The organism is Streptomyces sp. NBC_00704, from assembly GCF_036226605.1.
In the GTDB taxonomy this organism is placed as follows: domain Bacteria; phylum Actinomycetota; class Actinomycetes; order Streptomycetales; family Streptomycetaceae; genus Streptomyces.
Genome location: NZ_CP109000.1, coordinates 6,588,007 through 6,604,891 on the forward strand (window position 1 = coordinate 6,588,007; position 16,885 = coordinate 6,604,891).

A 16,885-nucleotide genomic window follows, 5' to 3' on the forward strand; every position below is an offset into this window, starting at 1 on the left:
GGCACGCGGAGTTCGTTTCGGGGATCGTGCTCCGGACCGCGTCGTCAGCTGACGGAGAACTGGCTGAAGTTCGCGGTGCCGATGGTTCCGGCGTGGGCCGTGGAGAACATGCCCGCGTCCAGGGTGCTGTTCGCCCCGGTCAGGGACGCGGTGCCGACAGTGGTCCAGGTGGCGCCGTCGGCGGAGTAGGAGCCGGTGACCGACGTACCGCTTCTGACCAGGCGGAGCCAGACAGGGGCGACGGTGGCGCTTCCGGTCTTGACGGTGTTGGTGTCGAGGTAGCCGTCGCCGTTGGAGTCCGACGACAGGGCGATTCCGTTGCCGGGGGTGGTGGCGAGGGCGAGGTACCCGGCGGACGAGCCGGCGGAGGCGATGGTGTTGCGCAGCATCAGGCCGGCTTTGGCCCAGCTGTTGGTCTTGTCCTGACCGGCGACGCGGACGGTGACTGTCGAGGAGGTTCCGGCGGCCCCCGCCTGGTAGGCGGCGGCGTACTCGTCGTCGTACTGCGTGCCGGAGCGCCACACGTCGATGCCCGCGCCGGTCAGGGAGGTCACTTGGCCGCTTTGGCTGACGGCGGCCGGGGTCGAACTGTAGGCCTTGTACGGAGAGGTGACGATCTGCAGGTTGCTGAAGGTCGCGCTGCCGGCGGTCGTGCTGTGGGCTGTGTGGATGACGCCGGCGTCCTGCGTGGTCGCCATGGATGGCAGGGTCACCGTCGAGCCGACCTGGGTGAAGGTGGATCCGTCGGTGGAGTAGGAGGCGGACACCCGGGTGGCGGTGCGGGTGAGCCGCAACCAGACCGGTGCCCCGACGGTGGCGGCGGTGGACGTGAGCTGGTCGAGGTAGCCGTCGGCGTTGGAGTCCCGCTGGAAGCTGACGCCGTTGTCCGGGGTCACCACCACGGCCGCGTAACCGGCGGAAGAGCCGTTGCCCGTGAGGTCGTTGCGCAGGACGACGCCGGCCTTGGCCCAGCCGCTGGTCTTGTCGAGGTTGTCGACCCGGGCGGTCACCGAGGTGCCGTCGACAGCTGCCCCGCTTCGGAAGACGGTGCCGTACTCGTCGTCGTGCTGTCCGCCGGCACCCCAGATGTCCTTGCCCGCGTCGGTGATCGTGACGTGGCCGCCGCTCTGGCCGGTGTCGGCGGGGGTGGAGGAGTAGGCGCTGTAGGGGGAGCCGGCGGGGTCGGTGGTCAGCGGACGGTACCGGGGCTGGATACCGGCGTTGTTCATGATCGTCTTGGCGGCTGACGGCCAGTTGCCGTCGCTGACGACGACGGTGCCGCTGACCACGTCACCGCGGCCGTTGGTGTTGGTGATGTTCGCGGAACTGTTGTTCGTCCAGTTGTCGGTCAGGGTCAGGGCGCCGGTGTTGTTGGTGGCACTGCTGTTCTCGTGGCCCCATTCGCCGGTGTTCCGGAAGACGTTGTGGGTGTCCGTGAAGCTCCGGGAGCCCTCGTCGTGGTAGAAGCCGAACCAGCCGTTGTTGCTGTGGCAGTAGTTGCGTTCGAAGGTGCTGCCCGGTGACGCCGACAGGGTGTACATGCAGCCGCCGTCGGTCATCTGCTGCATGAGGTCGTGGATGTAGTTGTCAGTGATGTGGTTGTTCGCGGCGGTGGTCGCGGTCGTGTAGGTGGGCTGGTAGTCGTACAGGCCCCGGTCGACGTAGTCCTGGCTGCCGCCGATGTCGTTGGCGCCCCAGCCGTAGCCGATGGTGAGGCCGGAGTAGGGCAGGTTGTAGACCTCGTTGTGCGAGACGGTCGCGCCGTTCACGTAGGTGACGAGGATGGCGGACATGTCACGGTATTCCAGCGCGACGTCATGGACGAGGTTGTTGCTCAGCGTGATGTCGCGGTTGGTCATCCGCTGGTCACCGGGGTGGTGCGCGTCCGCCCGAACGCCGCCGACGGCGATGCCGCCCCCCGCGTCCTGGGTGAAGACGTTGCCGGTCGCTGTGATGCTGCGGGCGCCGAGCCCGACGCCGGTGGTGTGGGCGTTGGCGTCGTTGCCGATGCCGAGGCTGTTCTGTCCGAGCTGGGTGAACCGGTTGCCGGTGAAGGTGATGTGGTCGGCGGCCGAGACCTGAACGGCGGAGGGCATCTGCTTCCAGTGAGGGCGGGTCGCCTCGAAGAGCGGGCAGCCGCTCTGGCACGAGGTCAGCGCGTCCGACGGGCGGTCCCAGGCATCGGATATGTACGCGCCGGTCTGCTGGCTGGCGTAGCCGTGGGCGGTGGGGTCCAGCCAGCTGGTGCCCGAGAACTGCAGCCCGGAGAAGGCGATGTGGGTGGCGGGGGAGGAGTACGTTCCTCCGACGCTGATGAGCGACTCCAGCTTCGGCACCTCGACGTCGGCCTTGCTCATGTCCTGCCCGGTGAGCGGCTTGTAGTACAAGGTGCCGGCAGCGGTGTCGAGGTACCACTCGCCGGCCGTGTCGAGGAGTTCGTAGGCGTTCTCGATGTAGAGGGGGCCGGCCCGGAAGGGGCTCGTCAGGGTGTCGTAGCCGAACGTGTTGTTGTTCCATGAGGGCTGGGCCATGGTGATGGTGCCGCCGCTGATGCCGGTCACCGGGGCATAGCGGTCGGTGAAGGAACCGATGCCGTGGATCTCGGTCCGGCCGGGCCGGGCCAGGCTGTTGAGGTAGCTCAGCGAGCTGCTCGTGAAGGTGTAGCCGCTGGTGGTCGCGGTCAGGTCCGAGCGGGCGACCGCGGTGCGGGCCCTGGTGGCCAGGACGCCGTCGACGGACAGCTGGCGCGTGTCGAAGCCGGTGCCGACGTCAGCCTTCCAGATGTTCTCGGCCGAGTCCTGCACGGTCCAGCCAGTAACCTTCTGCGCTCCGGTGATGACCGGGTGGGCGCCCAGCGCGGCCTTCCAGATCACCGTGTGGCCGCCTGTGCCGGAGTCCGCCGAGGTGAAGGCGAGCGGCGCGGAGAGCCGGTAGGCGCCGTCGGCGAGCTCGACGGTGATGTCACCTTTCATGGAGTTGTGGGTTACCCGCACCTTGGTCTTGGCCTGGGTGACGGAGCACGGCCGTTTCACGGAGCAGGCGGTGCCGGAGCCGCTCGGTGAGGCGTAGAGCGTCGTGCCGGCCGCGAAGGCGGGGCCGGCCTGGGCGAGGACTGCCGCGCTCGAGGCGGTGAGGACGGCGGCTGTGGCCAGCCATGATCTGAAACGGGAGGGAACCGCGGGACGGATACGGGTTGTTCGCACGTGACACCTTCCGGGTGGTTCAGAGGGGCCTGCGGTGCCCACGGCGGGCAGGGAGAACCCGGCGACGGGAGGGGAAGGGAAAGGGCGATGTAACGTTAGTCGTCATATGAATTTCGTCAAGAGATCGTGCATGTGGCCCCGGCCGGAGTCGATCAGTGCATGCGAACGCCCCCGGCCTGTCGGCGGATTCTCGGGGTCCTCGCAACACCTGATGGCTTATGCGGCCGTCAGTAGATCACGCAGGCGCTCGGCTGGGGTTCTCCAGCCGAGCGTTTTGCGTGGCCGGCCGTTGAGTTGCTGGGCAACGTGTTCGAGGTCTGCGGGACTGTGCGCGGAGAGGTCGGTGCCTTTGGGGAAGTACTGCCGCAGCAGGCCGTTGGTGTTCTCGTTCGATCCGCGCTGCCAGGGCGAGTGGGGGTCGCAGAAGTAGACTGGCACGCCGGTGGCCACGGTGAACTGCTTGTGCGCGGCCATCTCGCAGCCCTGGTCCCAGGTCAGCGAGCCACGCAGGTGCTCGGGCAGGGTCTGGATCAGCGGCACCAGCACATCGCGGACTTCCTCGGCCGTGTGCCCGCCGGGCAGATGTCCGAGCAGGACGTAGCGGGTGGAGCGCTCGACCAGGGTCACTATCGCGCTCTCGCTGCGGGGGCCGACGATCAGATCGCCTTCCCAGTGGCCAGGAACAGCCCGGTCCTCGACCTCCGGCGGCCGCTCGGAGATCATCACCATCTCGTCGACGAAGCGGCGAGTGCGCTGCTCCGGGCTGCGGTGGGGCTTGCGGCGGGTGCGTCCGGTGCGCAGCGCCAGGGCGACCTCGCGGCGCAGTCCGCCGCGGGCCTGGACGTAGATGGCCTGGTAGATCGTCTCCGGACTCACGCGCATGCTCTCGTCGTCGGGGAACTCGATGAGCAGAGCGTGGCAGATCTGCTCGGGCGACCAGCGTTCCTGGAGCTTGGCCGTAGCGAAGTCGCGCAACGCTCCTTCCCGGGCCAGCTTGGAGTCCTTTGGACGCGACCGGCTCTTCGCCCATGCCCGCTGGGCTTGGTGCGGCCGGTAGACGCCGTTGACCGCACGGGCGTCGATCTCACGCTTGACGGTGGAGGCCGGCCGGCCGAGTGCCCGTCCGATCGCGCGCAGCGAGCGGCCCTCACGGCGCATGTCGGCGATCAGCTCCCGCTCGGCCACGGTGAGGAAACGGGGGTGCAGCCCGGCCTCGACCGCGGCAACGGACGGCTTCGACGCGGCAGTAACGATGGTGATCACACCGGTCGTATAGTCGATCAGGCGGCCGTCTGCATGCAGGCGCGAGTGGCCGATCTGCCGGATCCCTTGGTCCCAGTCCCGAGCGGTGCGCTCGTGGACGCCGACCTGCGCGGCGGCATCGCGGCGATGGACTCCGGCCGCACGCAGCCGCTCGTACTCCGCCCGACCGGGATGCCCGGATGTGCCGGGCTTGCCGCGACCTCGGACACCGGCCTGACGGGCCCATCCGAACGCCGTATTGCGGTTCACTCCGACTGCGCGAGCGGCAGCGGTGATGCCGCCGTCCTCCCGATCCAGCGCCTCGAAGAACTTCGCCTTCAACACCTCAAAATCCACGATCCCCGCAACTCCCTGAACTCCAGGGTGTTGCGGGGATCAATAGAACCCGCCGTCGGCTCGGGGGCGCGTTCGGTGCGGGTGCTCTAGGAGACGGGCGAGCCGACGTTCGGCAGGCGGCGGCGGCTCCAGGCGGTTTGGATGTGTGCCGCCATGGCCCGCGCGGCCCCGTCGGCGTCCCGGGCCAGTAGCCGCTCGGCGACCGCGCGGTGCTCCTCGTTGGCCTGCTCGCATGCGGTCGCGTCCGGCGTGCCGTTGTACAGGAAGGTCGTGCGCGCCTGGCCGTGGAGGGTCCGGATGATGGAACGGCCGAGTCTGTTGTGGGATGCCTGAAGGATCCGGTCGTGGAAGGCCACATCGGTCTCGATGAAGCGTGCCGGGACGGCGGTCTCCTCGTCGAGTCGGGCGAGCAACTGCTCGACGGCTCTCAGGTCGTCGTCGGTGGCCAGCTCCGCGGCCTGGGCTGTCATCTGGGCCTCCAGCGTCGACCGGATGTCGACCAACTGGTCGAGGATGACGAGCTGGTCGTCGTGCTGGACGGTCGCGGCGAGCACGACAGGGTCGAGGAGGTTCCATTCCTCGGGTGCGGTGACGGTGGTGCCGTAGCCCTGCCGGGCCTGGACCAGCCCCTTGGCCTCCAGGGACTTGACCGCCTCGCGGACGGTGATCCGGCTGACGCCGAATGTCTCGCAGAGCTCGGGTTCCACCGGCAGGGTCGATCCCGGCGGAATGACGCCCGACACGATCGTGTCGGTCAGGCTCTCCATGACGGCCTGCGCCAGTCGGGCCGGACGCTTGGGCCAGGGCTTGAGAACGGGAGGCTCTCCCGCCCTGTCGGCGCTCTCCTTGGCCATCCAAGTCCCCCTTGCTGATGTGCGATGACGGCGAGTCTACTGCGCGGGACTCCTTGACAGCATTCGTATGACGACTTACGTTACACGAAAATTTCGCAGCAGTACTTCCCGCCACAAGGGGTGCAAGCCGTGCGCATTGCCGAAGTCGAGTGCCATCCGGTCCGGGTGCCGGGAGCCAGTCCCGCCTTCGTCTGGCGGGACGGACTCCTGGGCAGCCCGTCCGAGGGCGAGGCCGCGGTGCTGCGCATCTGCACGGACGAAGGGGTGGAGGGAGTGGCGATGTCCCCCCGGCGCGGCAGCGGCGTCATCCTGGCGGACCTGCTGGACCGCGTCCTGCGCAAGGAGCTGGTGGGGCAGGATCCCCTGCAACGGGAATGGCTCTGGCATCGCATGTGGGAGCTTGACCGCACGGAGGAACTCCCGCTCTATCTGCTGGGGCTGGTCGACACCGCGCTGTGGGACCTGGCCGGACGGCTCGCCGACCGGCCCACCTGGCAGATGCTCGGCGGATACCGCACCTCGATACCCGCCTACGCCTCCACCGTCACCTATTCCTCGGTCGAGGAGTACCTGGACATCGCCGACCAGGCACTGGAGCTCGGCTACCCCGCCATCAAGCTCCACGCCTGGGGTGACGCCCGCCGCGACGCCCGCCTGTCGGTGGCGTTGCGCGAGCATGTGGGGGACGACGTCCCGCTGATGTTCGACGGGTCGGCCGGCTTCGACCTCCCCGACGCGGTCTATCTCGGGCACGCTCTCTCAGGCGCCGGCTACCTCTGGTACGAGGAGCCGATGAGGGAGTTCAGCGTCACCGCGTACAAGCGCCTCGCCGACGCGGTGGCCGTTCCGCTCCTCGTGGCCGAGACCTCCGACGGAGCGCACATGAACTCGGCCGACTTCATCCAGGCCGGCGCCGCCACCTTCGGAGTCCGCGCCTCCACACAACTGCGAGGCGGCTTCACCGGCGCCATGCGCACCGCCCACCTCGCCGACGCCTACCGACTGCGCGCCGAGGTGCACGGGCCGGAGATCCCCAACCGGCACCTGTGCATGGCCATCTCGAACACCACCTACTACGAGTCGCTGGTCATGGGCAACCCCATCAGCCGCGAGAGCGGCATCGACGCCCGCGGCCTGGTTCATGCCCCCACCGGTCCGGGCGTCGCCCTTCCGGCGGGTCTGGACTACCCTGCCGCCCTTCAGGGATTTGTCGACGAGGACACCGTCACCCCGCCCCGGGCCTGACGGCCGGAGCCCCAGGCCCGACGGCCTGTCTCGAACACCCGAACGCGGCACCTCTCCCGCTGTGCGCCATTTCCCCAGATCTGAGGTCAGACATGAACGACGACGTTCCGGTTTCCTCCCGCCGCCGGCTCAGGCACACGGCCGTCGCCGTCCTGGGCGCCGCCTCCCTGCTCGCGCTCGCCGCCTGCGGCAGCGCGGACCCCACACCCCCCTCGACATCTTCCCCGGCGGCCTTCACGCCCGTGGATCAGCAGCAGGGCAGTGAGATCACGGTCTGGGCGGACGCCACCCGTGTCCCCGGAGTGCAGGCGTACCAGAAGGCCCACCCGGACGTGAAAATAAAGATCGTCACGTACAGCGGAGACGCCAACGGCGCCAACGACCTCCAGACCAAGGTGCAGCTGTTCGATCGCACCGGCAGCGGCTGGCCCGATGTCGCCTTCAGCGCCAACGTCAACGACGGCACCTGGGCGTCGCAGGGCAGGTCCCCGTATGCCGCGCCCGTCAACAAGGACGTGATCTCCCCGTCCACGCTGGGGGGCTTCGCGGACGGCGCGCTGAATCCCTGCACCTTCAACGGCAACATCTACTGCCTGCGCAACGACCTGGCCCAGAACGTGCTCTGGTACAACAAGTCCCTGATGGACAAGTTCGGGTACGAGGTCCCGACCACCTGGGAGGAGTACCAGGCACTCGGCGAGAAGGTCGCCAAGGAGCACCCCGGCTATCTGGTCGGCACCGCCGGGGACGCCTGGAGCCCCGAGGTGTACTTCTGGGCGAGCCAGTGCACGGCCGGCACCACCACCGGCGCCAAGAAGGTGAAGGTGGACCTGAAGGACGCCAAGTGCACCCGGATGGCCACGCTGCTCGACACCCTGATCGCCAAGGGCTCGGTCTCCAAGGACACCGTCTTCAGCGCCGGCTTCGTCAAGGACCAGGCGAGCAAGGTCCTGATGCTCCCCGGCCCCTCCTGGTTCGGCCAGGTGCTCTTCAACTCCACCTTCAAGATCCCCGAAGGACAGATCGCCGCCGCCTCCCCGCTGAAGTTCGAGGGTGACGCGAAGAACTACACCGGCAACGTCGGCGGCGGACTGTGGTTCGTCTCCTCCCACAGCAAGAACCTCAAGGCGTCCGCCGACCTGGTCACCTGGATGACAACCTCCGACGCCTACCAGGGCACCGCGGGCACCTACCCCGCGTACAAGAAGGCCGCGGTCACCTGGCTCGCCAACCAGAAGAAGACCGGCTACTTCGCCGAGGACGTCAGCCCCGTCTTCAAGGAATCCGCGGAACTGATCTGGCCCGGCTGGTCCGCCACCCAGTACAGCCAGGAAGCCATCTACTCCTCCACGGTGGTTCCCGCCCTGAACTCCGGCAAGACCCTCACCGACACCCTGGACACCTGGCAGACGGCCATCACCAACAAGGCCGAGTCCCTCGGCTACACCGTCAACTAGCGAAGCGGACCGATGACCACCCACCCCGCAACGGAGCCCGGGGGCCGCCGACGCGGCCGCTCGGCCCGCAACCCGGTCGGACGCGCCGGCTACGTCTTCGTCTCCGGCTACGTCCTCCTCCTTCTCGCCTTCGGCGTCCTGCCCACCGGCTACGCGGTGTGGCTGGCGCTGTCCAACTCCCGCAACCAGCTCGTCGGGATCGGCAACTTCACCCGGACGTTCAGTGACTACCGCTTCGGACCGGCCTTCCTCCACATCGGCCTGTACCTGGTGTTCTGGCTGGCCGGCCTGATGATCCTGGTGGTGCTGCTCTCCCTGATGCTGCACGGCCGCATGCGCAGGACCTCCACGACCCTGAGGTTCCTGTTCTACCTGCCGGGCGCCCTCGCCGGGGTGGCGAGCGTACTGCTCTTCCTGATCCTCCTCGACCCGGCCGCCAGTCCCGTCGGCTGGCTGCTGAAGGGCTTCGGCTGGAACACCCTCGCCCAGGTCAACGCCCCAGGGCACCTGCCGGTGCTCTTCACCGTCATCGCCTTCTGGACCGGGGCCGGCGGCTGGATCGTGGTCATGTACGGCGCGCTCAACGGCATCCCCGACGAAATCCTGGAGGCCGCCCGCATCGACGGCGCCAGTACGCTCCAGATCGCCCTGCGCATCCAGATCCCGATGATCACCAAGTGGATCGCGTACATGCTGATCCTGGCCTTCGCGGCCGGCACCCAGCTCTTCGTCGAGCCGCAACTGGTCTCCCTCGCCAGCTGGGGCATGATCCCCGACAGCTGGTCACCGAACCAGCTCTCCTACCAGTACGCCTTCCAGGCGGGCGACTTCAACGGCGCGGCGGCGCTCTCCGTCGACCTCCTCATCCTGGGCCTCGCCGGCGCGGCGCTCGTCGTCTTCCGTACCGGCCTGTTCGAGAGGGACGAAGGATGACCACGGCTCCCACGACCACAGCCCGCGGGACCTCGCCGCACCGTACCGCCGGCGCCCACTCCAGCCCGAGGAAGTCCATGCGCCGCAAGCGCCGACCGAGCTCACTGGCCGCCCGGCTGGCCTGGCTGATCGTCATGGGCCTGGCCGCGCTGTTCTTCTGTGTACCGGTGGTGTGGCTCCTGCTGGCCACGACCAAGACCGACGGCCAGATCGTGCGGGACAACCCGTTCTCCTTCGGCTCCCTCACGGCGATCGCCGACGCCTGGCACCACCTCTACGCCTTCCAGGAAGGCGCCATCCTCACCTGGCTGAAGAACTCGGCGCTCTACACCTTCGGCGCACTGGCCCTCACCCTCGTGACATCGGTCCCCGCCGGGTACGCGCTGGCCCTCACCCAGTTCATCGGGCGACGGATGCTGCTGACCATCACCATGCTCGTGATGCTCATGCCGACGGCCGCGATGGTGCTGCCCCTGTACCTGGGGATGAACGCCGTGCACCTGGACGGCACGATCTGGTCGGTGATCCTGCCGTTCTCCTTCTTCCCGTTCGGGGTCTACCTCACCTACATCTACTTCTCCTCCAACGTCCCCTCCGACCTGCTGTCCGCGGCGCGCATCGACGGCTGCTCGGAGTGGCAGGTCTTCCGTCTCGTCGCGATGCCACTGGCCAAGCCCGTGATCGCCCTGGTCGGCTTCTTCAACTTCGTCGCCAACTGGAACAACTTCTTCCTGCCGTTCGTGATGCTGCCCGACAGCTCCCGGTATCCGGCGCAGGTGGGGCTGAACAACCTGCTCGCCGCCTCGCCGCTGTTCAACACCTCCAGCGGCACGGGAAACCAGATCATGCGACCCGAACTGGCCCTGGCCACCCTGGTGACCATCGTCCCGGTCCTGATCGTGTTCCTCTTCTCCCAACGCGCTCTCGTGGCCGGCATGCTCGCCGGCGCGACAAAGGAGTGAGGCGGCAGCCGCACCCTCGGCGCCGCGCCGTAGTGGCTACGCCGCCGTATCGGCGACGCCGCCCACCCTCACCGGAAGGACCCCGATGAAACGCGTTGCCCAGACGATCCGCCTGCGGCCCGAGCACCGTGACGCGTATCTGCGTCTGCACGCCGCCGTCTGGCCGGGCGTCGAGGCCGCGCTGCGGGCCGCGAACATCCGCAACTACAGCATCTTTCTGCGCGAGGACACGCTGTTCGGCTACTTCGAGTACCACGGCGACGACTTCGAGGCCGACATGGCCGCAATCGGCGCCGACACGGCCACCCAAGCCTGGTGGAAGCTCACCGGGCCCTGCCAGAAGCCCTGGGCCGATACCGGCACCGGGGGCAGCTGGTCGGACCTGACGGAGATCTGGCATCTGACCCCATCGGCGACAGGTGCCTGACAACCACCCACGCCAAGGAGACGTCCAGTGAGACTTCCACGAGTCGGCGCGCCCGCCGAGGAGCGGCCCGCCGTCCGCACCGAGGAGGGCCGACTGCTGGATCTGTCCTCCGTGACCTCCGACATCGACGGCGCCTTCCTCGCCTCGGACGGTGCCGACCGGGCCCCCTTGAGCAGGTTGACCCTCGCCGTCGACGGTGGCATGCAGGGGCTCCGGCTGCGCCCGGCGGCCGGCTCATGAGAACGACCACGCTGGGCGCCACCGACGTCAGGGTCACCGAGCTGTCGTTCGGGGCCGCCGCCATCGGCAACCTCTTCCGCCCGGTCACCGACGAGGCCGCGTCAGCCGCGGTGGAGGCGGCCTGGGACGCGGGCGTACGCACCTTCGACACCGCCCCGCACTACGGACTCGGGCTGTCCGAGCGACGCCTGGGCACCGCGCTGCGCCACCGCGACCGCGACGCGTACACCGTCTCCACCAAGGTCGGGCGGCTGCTCGAACCCACCCCGGACGGTGGCCGCGGCGACGACCTCGCCCAGGGCTTCGCCGTGCCGGCCAGTCACCGGCGAGTCCGGGACTTCAGCTCCGACGGAGTCCTGCGCTCGCTGGAAGCGAGCCTGGACCGCCTCGACCTGGACCGGGTGGACATCGCCCTGCTGCACGACCCGGACCACCACGCCGAGCAGGCCCTCACCGAGGCCTACCCGGCACTGGAACGGCTGCGCGACGAAGGCGTCGTCAAGGCGATCGGCATCGGAGTGAACCAGTGCGCGCTCCCCGCCCGCTTCCTGCGCGAGACCGACATCGACGTGGTGCTGCTAGCCGGCCGCTACACCCTGCTGGAGCAGGAGGGGCTCGCGGAGGTACTGCCGGAGGCCGCCGCCCGCGGCAGGAGTGTCATCGTCGGCGGGGTGTTCAACTCGGGTCTGCTCACCCACCCCGAGCCCGGGGCCATGTACGACTACGCGCCCGCCCCACTTCACGTACTCGACCGGGCTCTGCGCATGAAGGCGGTCACCGAACGCCACGGCGTACCGCTGCGCGCAGCCGCTCTGCGCTTCCCGCTCGGCCATCCGGCGGTCGCGAGCGTACTGTCCGGAGCGCGCTCCGCCGAGGAGGTCCGGGACACGGTGGATCAGCTGCGGCGGACGGTACCGGCCGAGCTCTGGGACGCACTGCGCGCCGAGGGGCTGCTGCCGCCGCACGTTCCCGTCCCCGCCGCCGCACCGGTCGAAGAAGCCGATCGGCCGAAGGTCGAGTCAAGGAGTCGTGGGGGTGACCGCCATGAACCTGGAGGCGAACACGGCTGAGGGCGTCATCGACGCACACCACCACGTGTGGGACCTCTCCGTCCGCGACCAGGACTGGATCACCGGACCGGAACTCGCCCCGCTGCGGCGCGACTTCACGCTCGCCGACCTGGAGGCGGACGCCCGGGCGGTCGGCGTCACCGCGACGGTCCTCGTCCAGACGGTCGACGTACCGGAGGAAACGCCCGAGTTCCTGGCCTTGGCCCAGGACAGCGACCTGGTGGCCGGCGTCGTGGGCTGGACCGACCTGACCTCCCCGGATGTCACTTGCGCGCTCGCGGCGCTGCGGCAGGGGCCGGGTGGCGAGCGCCTGGTAGGCATCCGCCACCAGGTGCAGGCCGAGCCCGATCCCCGCTGGCTGGTGCGGCCGGACGTGCTGCGTGGACTCGCCGCGGTGGCCGAGGCAGGACTCGTGTACGACCTGGTCGTCAGGCCCCATCAGCTCGCGGCCGCCCACGAGACCGCCCGACTGCTTCCCGGCCTCACCTTCGTACTCGATCACGCGGGCAAACCCCCCGTCGCCTCGCGCGAGCTACGGCCATGGGCGGACGCGGTGCGCCTGCTGGCCTCACTGCCCAACACCGTCTGCAAGCTCTCCGGCATGGTGACCGAGGCCGACCGGGGCCAGTGGAGGGTCGACGACCTCCGGCCGTACGCGGACACCGTGCTGGATGCCTTCGGACCGCGCCGGCTGATGTTCGGCTCCGACTGGCCCGTCTGCCGGCTGGCCGCCACCTACGCCGAAGTAGCCGCTGCCGCACAGGAGTTGACGGCAGCACTCCATCCTGTCGAACGCCGAGAGGTCTTCACCGGAACCGCCCTGCGCACCTACGGACTGACCGAGGGCCGGTGACCGAGTGCCGTCCCACTGTTACTGCTTCGGTCGGACCACTCGTCCGACAGACCGGAGGGAGCCCCCGGTCCGAGCGCAATGTGTCCGGATGTTCAAAGATGTCGGCTTCTGTGCCGTACAACGATCGGTCGGAGTCGCATCCAGGATGTGTCAACGGCTGGGACTGAGCGTGCTCGGTGTTTCCGGGTGGGGGTGATGTGAGGGGCGGGAGGATGAGCGGGTGCTGTCCCGGGTTCGAGGTACACGTCATAGGACTGGGAGGGGATCGAGTATGGCGAGTTCGACCAGGGGGTCGGTCCGACACGGCGGTCGCTTTGCTGATCACGGTGGGGGACGACCCGGAACGCCTGGACAGTGAGACGTCCTTCGCCGCCCTGCGCGGGGCCGGTCCTGTCGAGCGTTCCTCGGGACGCCGGCAGCACCGTCGCCTCAACCGCGGCGGCGACCGTCAGGCCGACGGCGCGCCCCACCCCGTCGTGCACCCCATCGTGTTCACCGGCGTGACATCGTCCGCTGCCCCAAACGCTACGCTGCTCGGGAGGTCTTCCACCTGGTCAAACAGTTGTAGCCAGGACCCCGCTCATAGGGGATGTCGTGACAGATGAGAGGCTCGGACGGGTGAGCGAGACACCACCGAACACCCTGCAATACCGCTTCGACGGGCCAGAAGACGCTCCCGTCCTGATCCTGGGTCCCTCGCTGGGCACCACCTGGCACATGTGGGACCGCCAGGTTCCCGAACTGGCCCAGCAGTGGCGGGTGTTCCGGTTCGATCTGCCGGGGCACGGCGGCGCGCCGGCCTACCCGGCGGGTTCCGTCGCCGACCTCGCAGCGCGGCTGCTCGCCACGCTCGACGGGCTCGGGGTGCAGCGCTTCGGCTACGCGGGCTGCGCGTTCGGCGGCGCGGTCGGCGTGGAGCTGGCCCTGCGCCATCCCGAACGCGTCGCCTCCCTCGCGCTGATCGCCGCCTCGCCGCGGTTCGGCACGGCCGACGAGTTCCGTCAGCGCGGCGTGATCGTGCGCACCAACGGCCTCGACCCCATCGCCCGCACCTCGCCCGACCGCTGGTTCACCAGCGGCTTCGCGGCCGCGCAGCCCGCGATCACCGAGTGGGCCGTGCAGATGGTGCGCACCACCGACCCCGGCTGCTACATCGCGGCCTGCGAGGCGCTGGCCGCGTTCGACGTGCGGGCGGAGATCGGTCTCGTCGGGGCCCCGACCCTGGTCCTGGTCGGCTCCGACGACCAGGTCACCGGGCCCGCCGAGGCGCGCACCCTGGTGGCCGGCATCCCGGACGCCCGCCTCGCCGTCGTGCCCGGGGCCTCGCACCTGGTCCCGGTGGAGCAGCCCGCGGCCGTCACCGACCTGCTGGTCCGGCACTTCTCCACCGCCTGGCAGCCCGCCTACGACTCCGGCACCGGGCAGACGGCGATCCCCGGCATCCCCGTCCGGGTGCTGCCGAACCCGCCGCAGCAGTCCCAGCAGGTGCAGCAGCCCCCGCAGCCGTTCGCCATCGCGGAGATCGCGCCGGCCCCGGACCCGCGGCCGTCGGGGGCCCCGGGCCGCCCGGACCCCTACGACGCGGGTCTGAAGGTGCGCCGCGAGGTCCTCGGCGACGCCCACGTCGAGCGCGCGCTCGCCGGGGCCGACGACTTCTCGGGCGACTTCCAGGAGTTCGTCACCCGCTACGCCTGGGGCGAGATCTGGGACCGGCCCGGCCTCGACCGGCGCTCGCGTTCCTGCGTCACGCTCACCGCGCTGGTCGCGGGCGGTCATCTGGAGGACCTCGCCTCCCACACGCGGGCGGCCCTGCGCAACGGCCTCACCCCGGACGAGATCAAGGAGATCCTGCTCCAGGCGGCCGTGTACTGCGGGGTGCCCGCGGCGAACAGCGCGTTCCGGGTCGCGCAGCAGGTCGTCCGCGAGGAGACGACGCCCACCGAGTGAGGGGCGGTCGCGGCCCGGGTGCAGGATGGATGCATGAAGCTCACCAAGATGTCGCACGCCTGTGTCCGTCTCGAGAAGGACGGCCGCACCCTCGTCCTCGATCCGGGCGCCTTCAGCGAGCAGGACGCGACCCTCGGCGCCGAGGCGATCCTGGTCACGCACGAGCACCTCGACCACTTCGACGAGAAGAGGCTGCGGACGGTCCTGGAGGCGGACCCGGCCGTCGAGGTCTGGACGCTGAGGTCCGTCGCGGAGAAGCTCTCCGCCGCCTTCCCCGGCCGAGTGCACACCGTCGGCCACGGCGACACGTTCACCGCGGCGGGGTTCGACGTGCAGGTCCACGGCGAACTGCACGCCGTGATCCACCCGGACATCCCGCGCCTGACCAACGTCGGCTACCTCGTCGACGGCGGCCGCGTCTTCCACCCGGGTGACGCGCTGACGGTCCCCGACCGGCCCGTGGAGACGCTGATGCTGCCGGTGATGGCCCCCTGGAGCAAGATCTCCGAGGTCATCGACTACGTGCGCGAGGTGAAGCCGCAGCGCGCCTACGACATCCACGACGCCCTCCTCACCGACCTCGCCCGTCCGATCTACGACAACCAGATCGGAGCCCTCGGCGGCGCGCAGCACCTGCGGCTGGCGCCGGGGGAGAGCACGGCCCTGTGAGTGTCGGTGGCTCCCGGTAGGTTGTGAGGCATGCGCATCGCGACCTGGAACGTGAACTCGATCACCGCCCGCCTGCCGAGGCTCCTGGCCTGGCTGGAGAGCAGCGGCACCGATGTGCTGTGCCTCCAGGAGGCCAAGGTCGCCGAGGCGCAGTTCCCGCGTGATCAGCTGCGTGAGCTGGGCTACGAGGCCGCGGTGCACGCCACGGGCCGGTGGAACGGCGTGGCGGTGATCTCCCGGGTGGGTGTCGAGGACGTCGTCAAGGGGCTGCCCGGCGATCCCGGTTTCGACGGGGCGCCGGAGCCCCGGGCGATCTCGGCGACCTGCGGTCCGGTGCGCGTCTGGTCGGTGTACGTGCCCAACGGCCGCGAGGTCGGGCACCCGCACTACGCCTACAAGCTCCAGTGGTTCGAGGCGCTCAGGGCCGCGGTCGCGGGGGACGCGGCGGGCAGCCGCCCGTTCGCGGTCCTGGGCGACTACAACGTGGCCCCGACCGACGACGACGTCCACGACGTGGCGGCCTTCGAGGGCGCCACCCATGTCACGCCGGCCGAGCGGGCGGCGCTGGCGTCCCTGCGGGAGGCCGGCCTGTCCGACGTCGTCCCGCGCCCCCTGAAGTACGACCATCCGTTCACCTACTGGGACTACCGCCAGCTGTGCTTCCCCAAGAACCGCGGTATGCGGATCGACCTGGTGTACGGCAACGAGCCGTTCGCGAAGGCGGTCGAGGACGCCTACGTGGACCGTGAGGAGCGCAAGGGCAAGGGCGCCTCGGACCACGCCCCGGTCGTGGTCGACCTGGACGTCTGAGTCGACGGCGGCCTTCCGGCGGCCCGGTGACCCCGGCTCCCCGTACCGCCGCGCGACCCCGTGTTCCGCGGCCCGGCGGCCCGGCCGCCCTCGTGGCGGGCCGTGGAGCGGGCCGGCCCGCGCCCGCGCGCCTGTGGTGCGGCTGCCCGGGCCGGTGTCACTCTGGGCTTATGAACATCCCTTTCCTGGGCAACAAGAGCAAGGAGCGCCGGGCGGCGGTGCTGGCCGAGGACCCCGAGGGGATCGCCGAACTCCTCTCCGAATGCGAGGTGTTGCGCTCCCACGCGGCCCGGGAGGGGGTCGGACTCGACGACAGCGCCGACTCGCTGGAGGCGCTGGACCAGCTCCCGCCGCGCTGGCGGGAGGACGAGGAGAACCTGCCGTGGTTCGGCCATGACGCGGGGCTCTATCTGGGGACCGTCGTGGTGCGCACGGTGCCCGGCGCCGCATGGGTGATCAGGCCCGGCGGGGAGGCGGTCGTCCGGCTGACGTCCGGGCGGGAGATCGACGTCGTCGCGGCGGGGTTCGAGTGGGCGGCGACCGGGACCCCGGAACTGTCCCAGCTGTACGCCGAGGTGGCCGAACACTGACGCGGGTCCGGGCCGGCTTCCGACAC

14 protein-coding genes and 2 pseudogenes are annotated in these 16,885 nt (G+C 69.7%); 13 read left to right on the plus strand and 3 right to left on the minus strand.

The window, feature by feature from the left end; all coding sequences use genetic code 11:
• Nucleotides 1-44: 44 nt before the first annotated feature.
• The 3 genes from OG802_RS28590 to OG802_RS28600 all read right to left on the minus strand — a co-directional run bounded on the left by OG802_RS28590 (nucleotide 45) and on the right by OG802_RS28600 (nucleotide 5,656).
• Nucleotides 45-3,203, minus strand: a complete 3,159-nt coding sequence (locus OG802_RS28590) for a DUF1349 domain-containing protein (protein ID WP_329415033.1) — start codon at nucleotides 3,201-3,203, stop codon at nucleotides 45-47.
• A gap of 216 nt (nucleotides 3,204-3,419) precedes the next feature.
• The gene (locus OG802_RS28595) at nucleotides 3,420-4,613 is read right to left on the minus strand and encodes an IS30 family transposase (RefSeq protein ID WP_329416962.1); all 1,194 of its coding nucleotides are present in this window, start codon (nucleotides 4,611-4,613) and stop codon (nucleotides 3,420-3,422) included.
• A 275-nt stretch (nucleotides 4,614-4,888) separates the two neighbouring features.
• On the minus strand, nucleotides 4,889-5,656 hold the full coding sequence (locus OG802_RS28600) for a FadR/GntR family transcriptional regulator (RefSeq protein WP_329415034.1): 768 nt from the start codon (nucleotides 5,654-5,656) through the stop codon (nucleotides 4,889-4,891).
• Between the two features lie 129 nt (nucleotides 5,657-5,785).
• On the opposite strand from OG802_RS28600, the gene OG802_RS28605 reads away from it, so the two are divergent.
• The 13 genes and pseudogenes from OG802_RS28605 to OG802_RS28665 all read left to right on the plus strand — a co-directional run bounded on the left by OG802_RS28605 (nucleotide 5,786) and on the right by OG802_RS28665 (nucleotide 16,859).
• A complete protein-coding gene (locus tag OG802_RS28605; protein WP_329415035.1) occupies nucleotides 5,786-6,901 on the plus strand; it encodes an enolase C-terminal domain-like protein in 1,116 nt (371 codons plus the stop codon).
• A 92-nt stretch (nucleotides 6,902-6,993) separates the two neighbouring features.
• Nucleotides 6,994-8,358, plus strand: a complete 1,365-nt coding sequence (locus tag OG802_RS28610) for an ABC transporter substrate-binding protein (protein WP_329415036.1) — start codon at nucleotides 6,994-6,996, stop codon at nucleotides 8,356-8,358.
• A 12-nt stretch (nucleotides 8,359-8,370) separates the two neighbouring features.
• Nucleotides 8,371-9,291, plus strand: a complete 921-nt coding sequence (locus OG802_RS28615) for a carbohydrate ABC transporter permease (RefSeq protein ID WP_329415037.1) — start codon at nucleotides 8,371-8,373, stop codon at nucleotides 9,289-9,291.
• A gap of 77 nt (nucleotides 9,292-9,368) precedes the next feature.
• Nucleotides 9,369-10,253, plus strand: coding sequence for a carbohydrate ABC transporter permease (locus OG802_RS28620; RefSeq protein WP_329417467.1), 885 nt, complete (start codon nucleotides 9,369-9,371; stop codon nucleotides 10,251-10,253).
• Between the two features lie 85 nt (nucleotides 10,254-10,338).
• Nucleotides 10,339-10,680 carry an L-rhamnose mutarotase gene (locus OG802_RS28625; RefSeq protein WP_329415039.1) on the plus strand — a complete coding sequence of 114 codons (342 nt, stop codon included), beginning with the start codon at nucleotides 10,339-10,341 and terminating at the stop codon, nucleotides 10,678-10,680.
• Nucleotides 10,681-10,707: 27 nt separating this feature from the next.
• Nucleotides 10,708-10,845 (plus strand): annotated as a pseudogene (locus tag OG802_RS28630) (fumarylacetoacetate hydrolase family protein); the annotation flags it as partial.
• A gap of 71 nt (nucleotides 10,846-10,916) precedes the next feature.
• Nucleotides 10,917-11,990, plus strand: coding sequence for an aldo/keto reductase (locus tag OG802_RS28635; protein ID WP_329415040.1), 1,074 nt, complete (start codon nucleotides 10,917-10,919; stop codon nucleotides 11,988-11,990).
• A complete protein-coding gene (locus tag OG802_RS28640; RefSeq protein WP_329417469.1) occupies nucleotides 11,965-12,843 on the plus strand; it encodes an amidohydrolase family protein in 879 nt (292 codons plus the stop codon). The genes OG802_RS28635 and OG802_RS28640 overlap by 26 nt, the downstream gene beginning before the upstream one ends.
• 299 nt (nucleotides 12,844-13,142) lie before the next feature.
• A pseudogene (locus tag OG802_RS36015) lies at nucleotides 13,143-13,308 on the plus strand (transposase); the annotation flags it as partial.
• Between the two features lie 153 nt (nucleotides 13,309-13,461).
• Entirely contained in the window at nucleotides 13,462-14,790 is a 1,329-nt protein-coding gene (gene pcaDC / locus OG802_RS28650) for a bifunctional 3-oxoadipate enol-lactonase/4-carboxymuconolactone decarboxylase PcaDC (RefSeq protein WP_329415044.1), read from the plus strand.
• Nucleotides 14,791-14,823: 33 nt separating this feature from the next.
• Nucleotides 14,824-15,459, plus strand: coding sequence for an MBL fold metallo-hydrolase (locus OG802_RS28655; protein ID WP_329415045.1), 636 nt, complete (start codon nucleotides 14,824-14,826; stop codon nucleotides 15,457-15,459).
• A gap of 30 nt (nucleotides 15,460-15,489) precedes the next feature.
• Nucleotides 15,490-16,269: an exodeoxyribonuclease III gene (locus tag OG802_RS28660; RefSeq protein ID WP_329415046.1), complete on the plus strand. Its 780-nt coding sequence runs from the start codon at nucleotides 15,490-15,492 to the stop codon at nucleotides 16,267-16,269.
• A gap of 170 nt (nucleotides 16,270-16,439) precedes the next feature.
• On the plus strand, nucleotides 16,440-16,859 hold the full coding sequence (locus tag OG802_RS28665) for a DUF6278 family protein (protein WP_329415049.1): 420 nt from the start codon (nucleotides 16,440-16,442) through the stop codon (nucleotides 16,857-16,859).
• Nucleotides 16,860-16,885: the final 26 nt, after the last annotated feature.

Coding starts and splice junctions, on each gene's coding strand:
- OG802_RS28600 (WP_329415034.1), bottom strand. CDS start 5,656: ATGGCCAAGGAGAGCGCCGACAGGGCGGGAGAGCCTCCCGTTCTCAAG.
- OG802_RS28610 (WP_329415036.1), top strand. CDS start 6,994: ATGAACGACGACGTTCCGGTTTCCTCCCGCCGCCGGCTCAGGCACACG.
- OG802_RS28615 (WP_329415037.1), top strand. CDS start 8,371: ATGACCACCCACCCCGCAACGGAGCCCGGGGGCCGCCGACGCGGCCGC.
- OG802_RS28620 (WP_329417467.1), top strand. CDS start 9,369: ATGCGCCGCAAGCGCCGACCGAGCTCACTGGCCGCCCGGCTGGCCTGG.
- OG802_RS28625 (WP_329415039.1), top strand. CDS start 10,339: ATGAAACGCGTTGCCCAGACGATCCGCCTGCGGCCCGAGCACCGTGAC.
- OG802_RS28635 (WP_329415040.1), top strand. CDS start 10,917: ATGAGAACGACCACGCTGGGCGCCACCGACGTCAGGGTCACCGAGCTG.
- OG802_RS28640 (WP_329417469.1), top strand. CDS start 11,965: ATGAACCTGGAGGCGAACACGGCTGAGGGCGTCATCGACGCACACCAC.
- OG802_RS28655 (WP_329415045.1), top strand. CDS start 14,824: ATGAAGCTCACCAAGATGTCGCACGCCTGTGTCCGTCTCGAGAAGGAC.
- OG802_RS28660 (WP_329415046.1), top strand. CDS start 15,490: ATGCGCATCGCGACCTGGAACGTGAACTCGATCACCGCCCGCCTGCCG.
- OG802_RS28665 (WP_329415049.1), top strand. CDS start 16,440: ATGAACATCCCTTTCCTGGGCAACAAGAGCAAGGAGCGCCGGGCGGCG.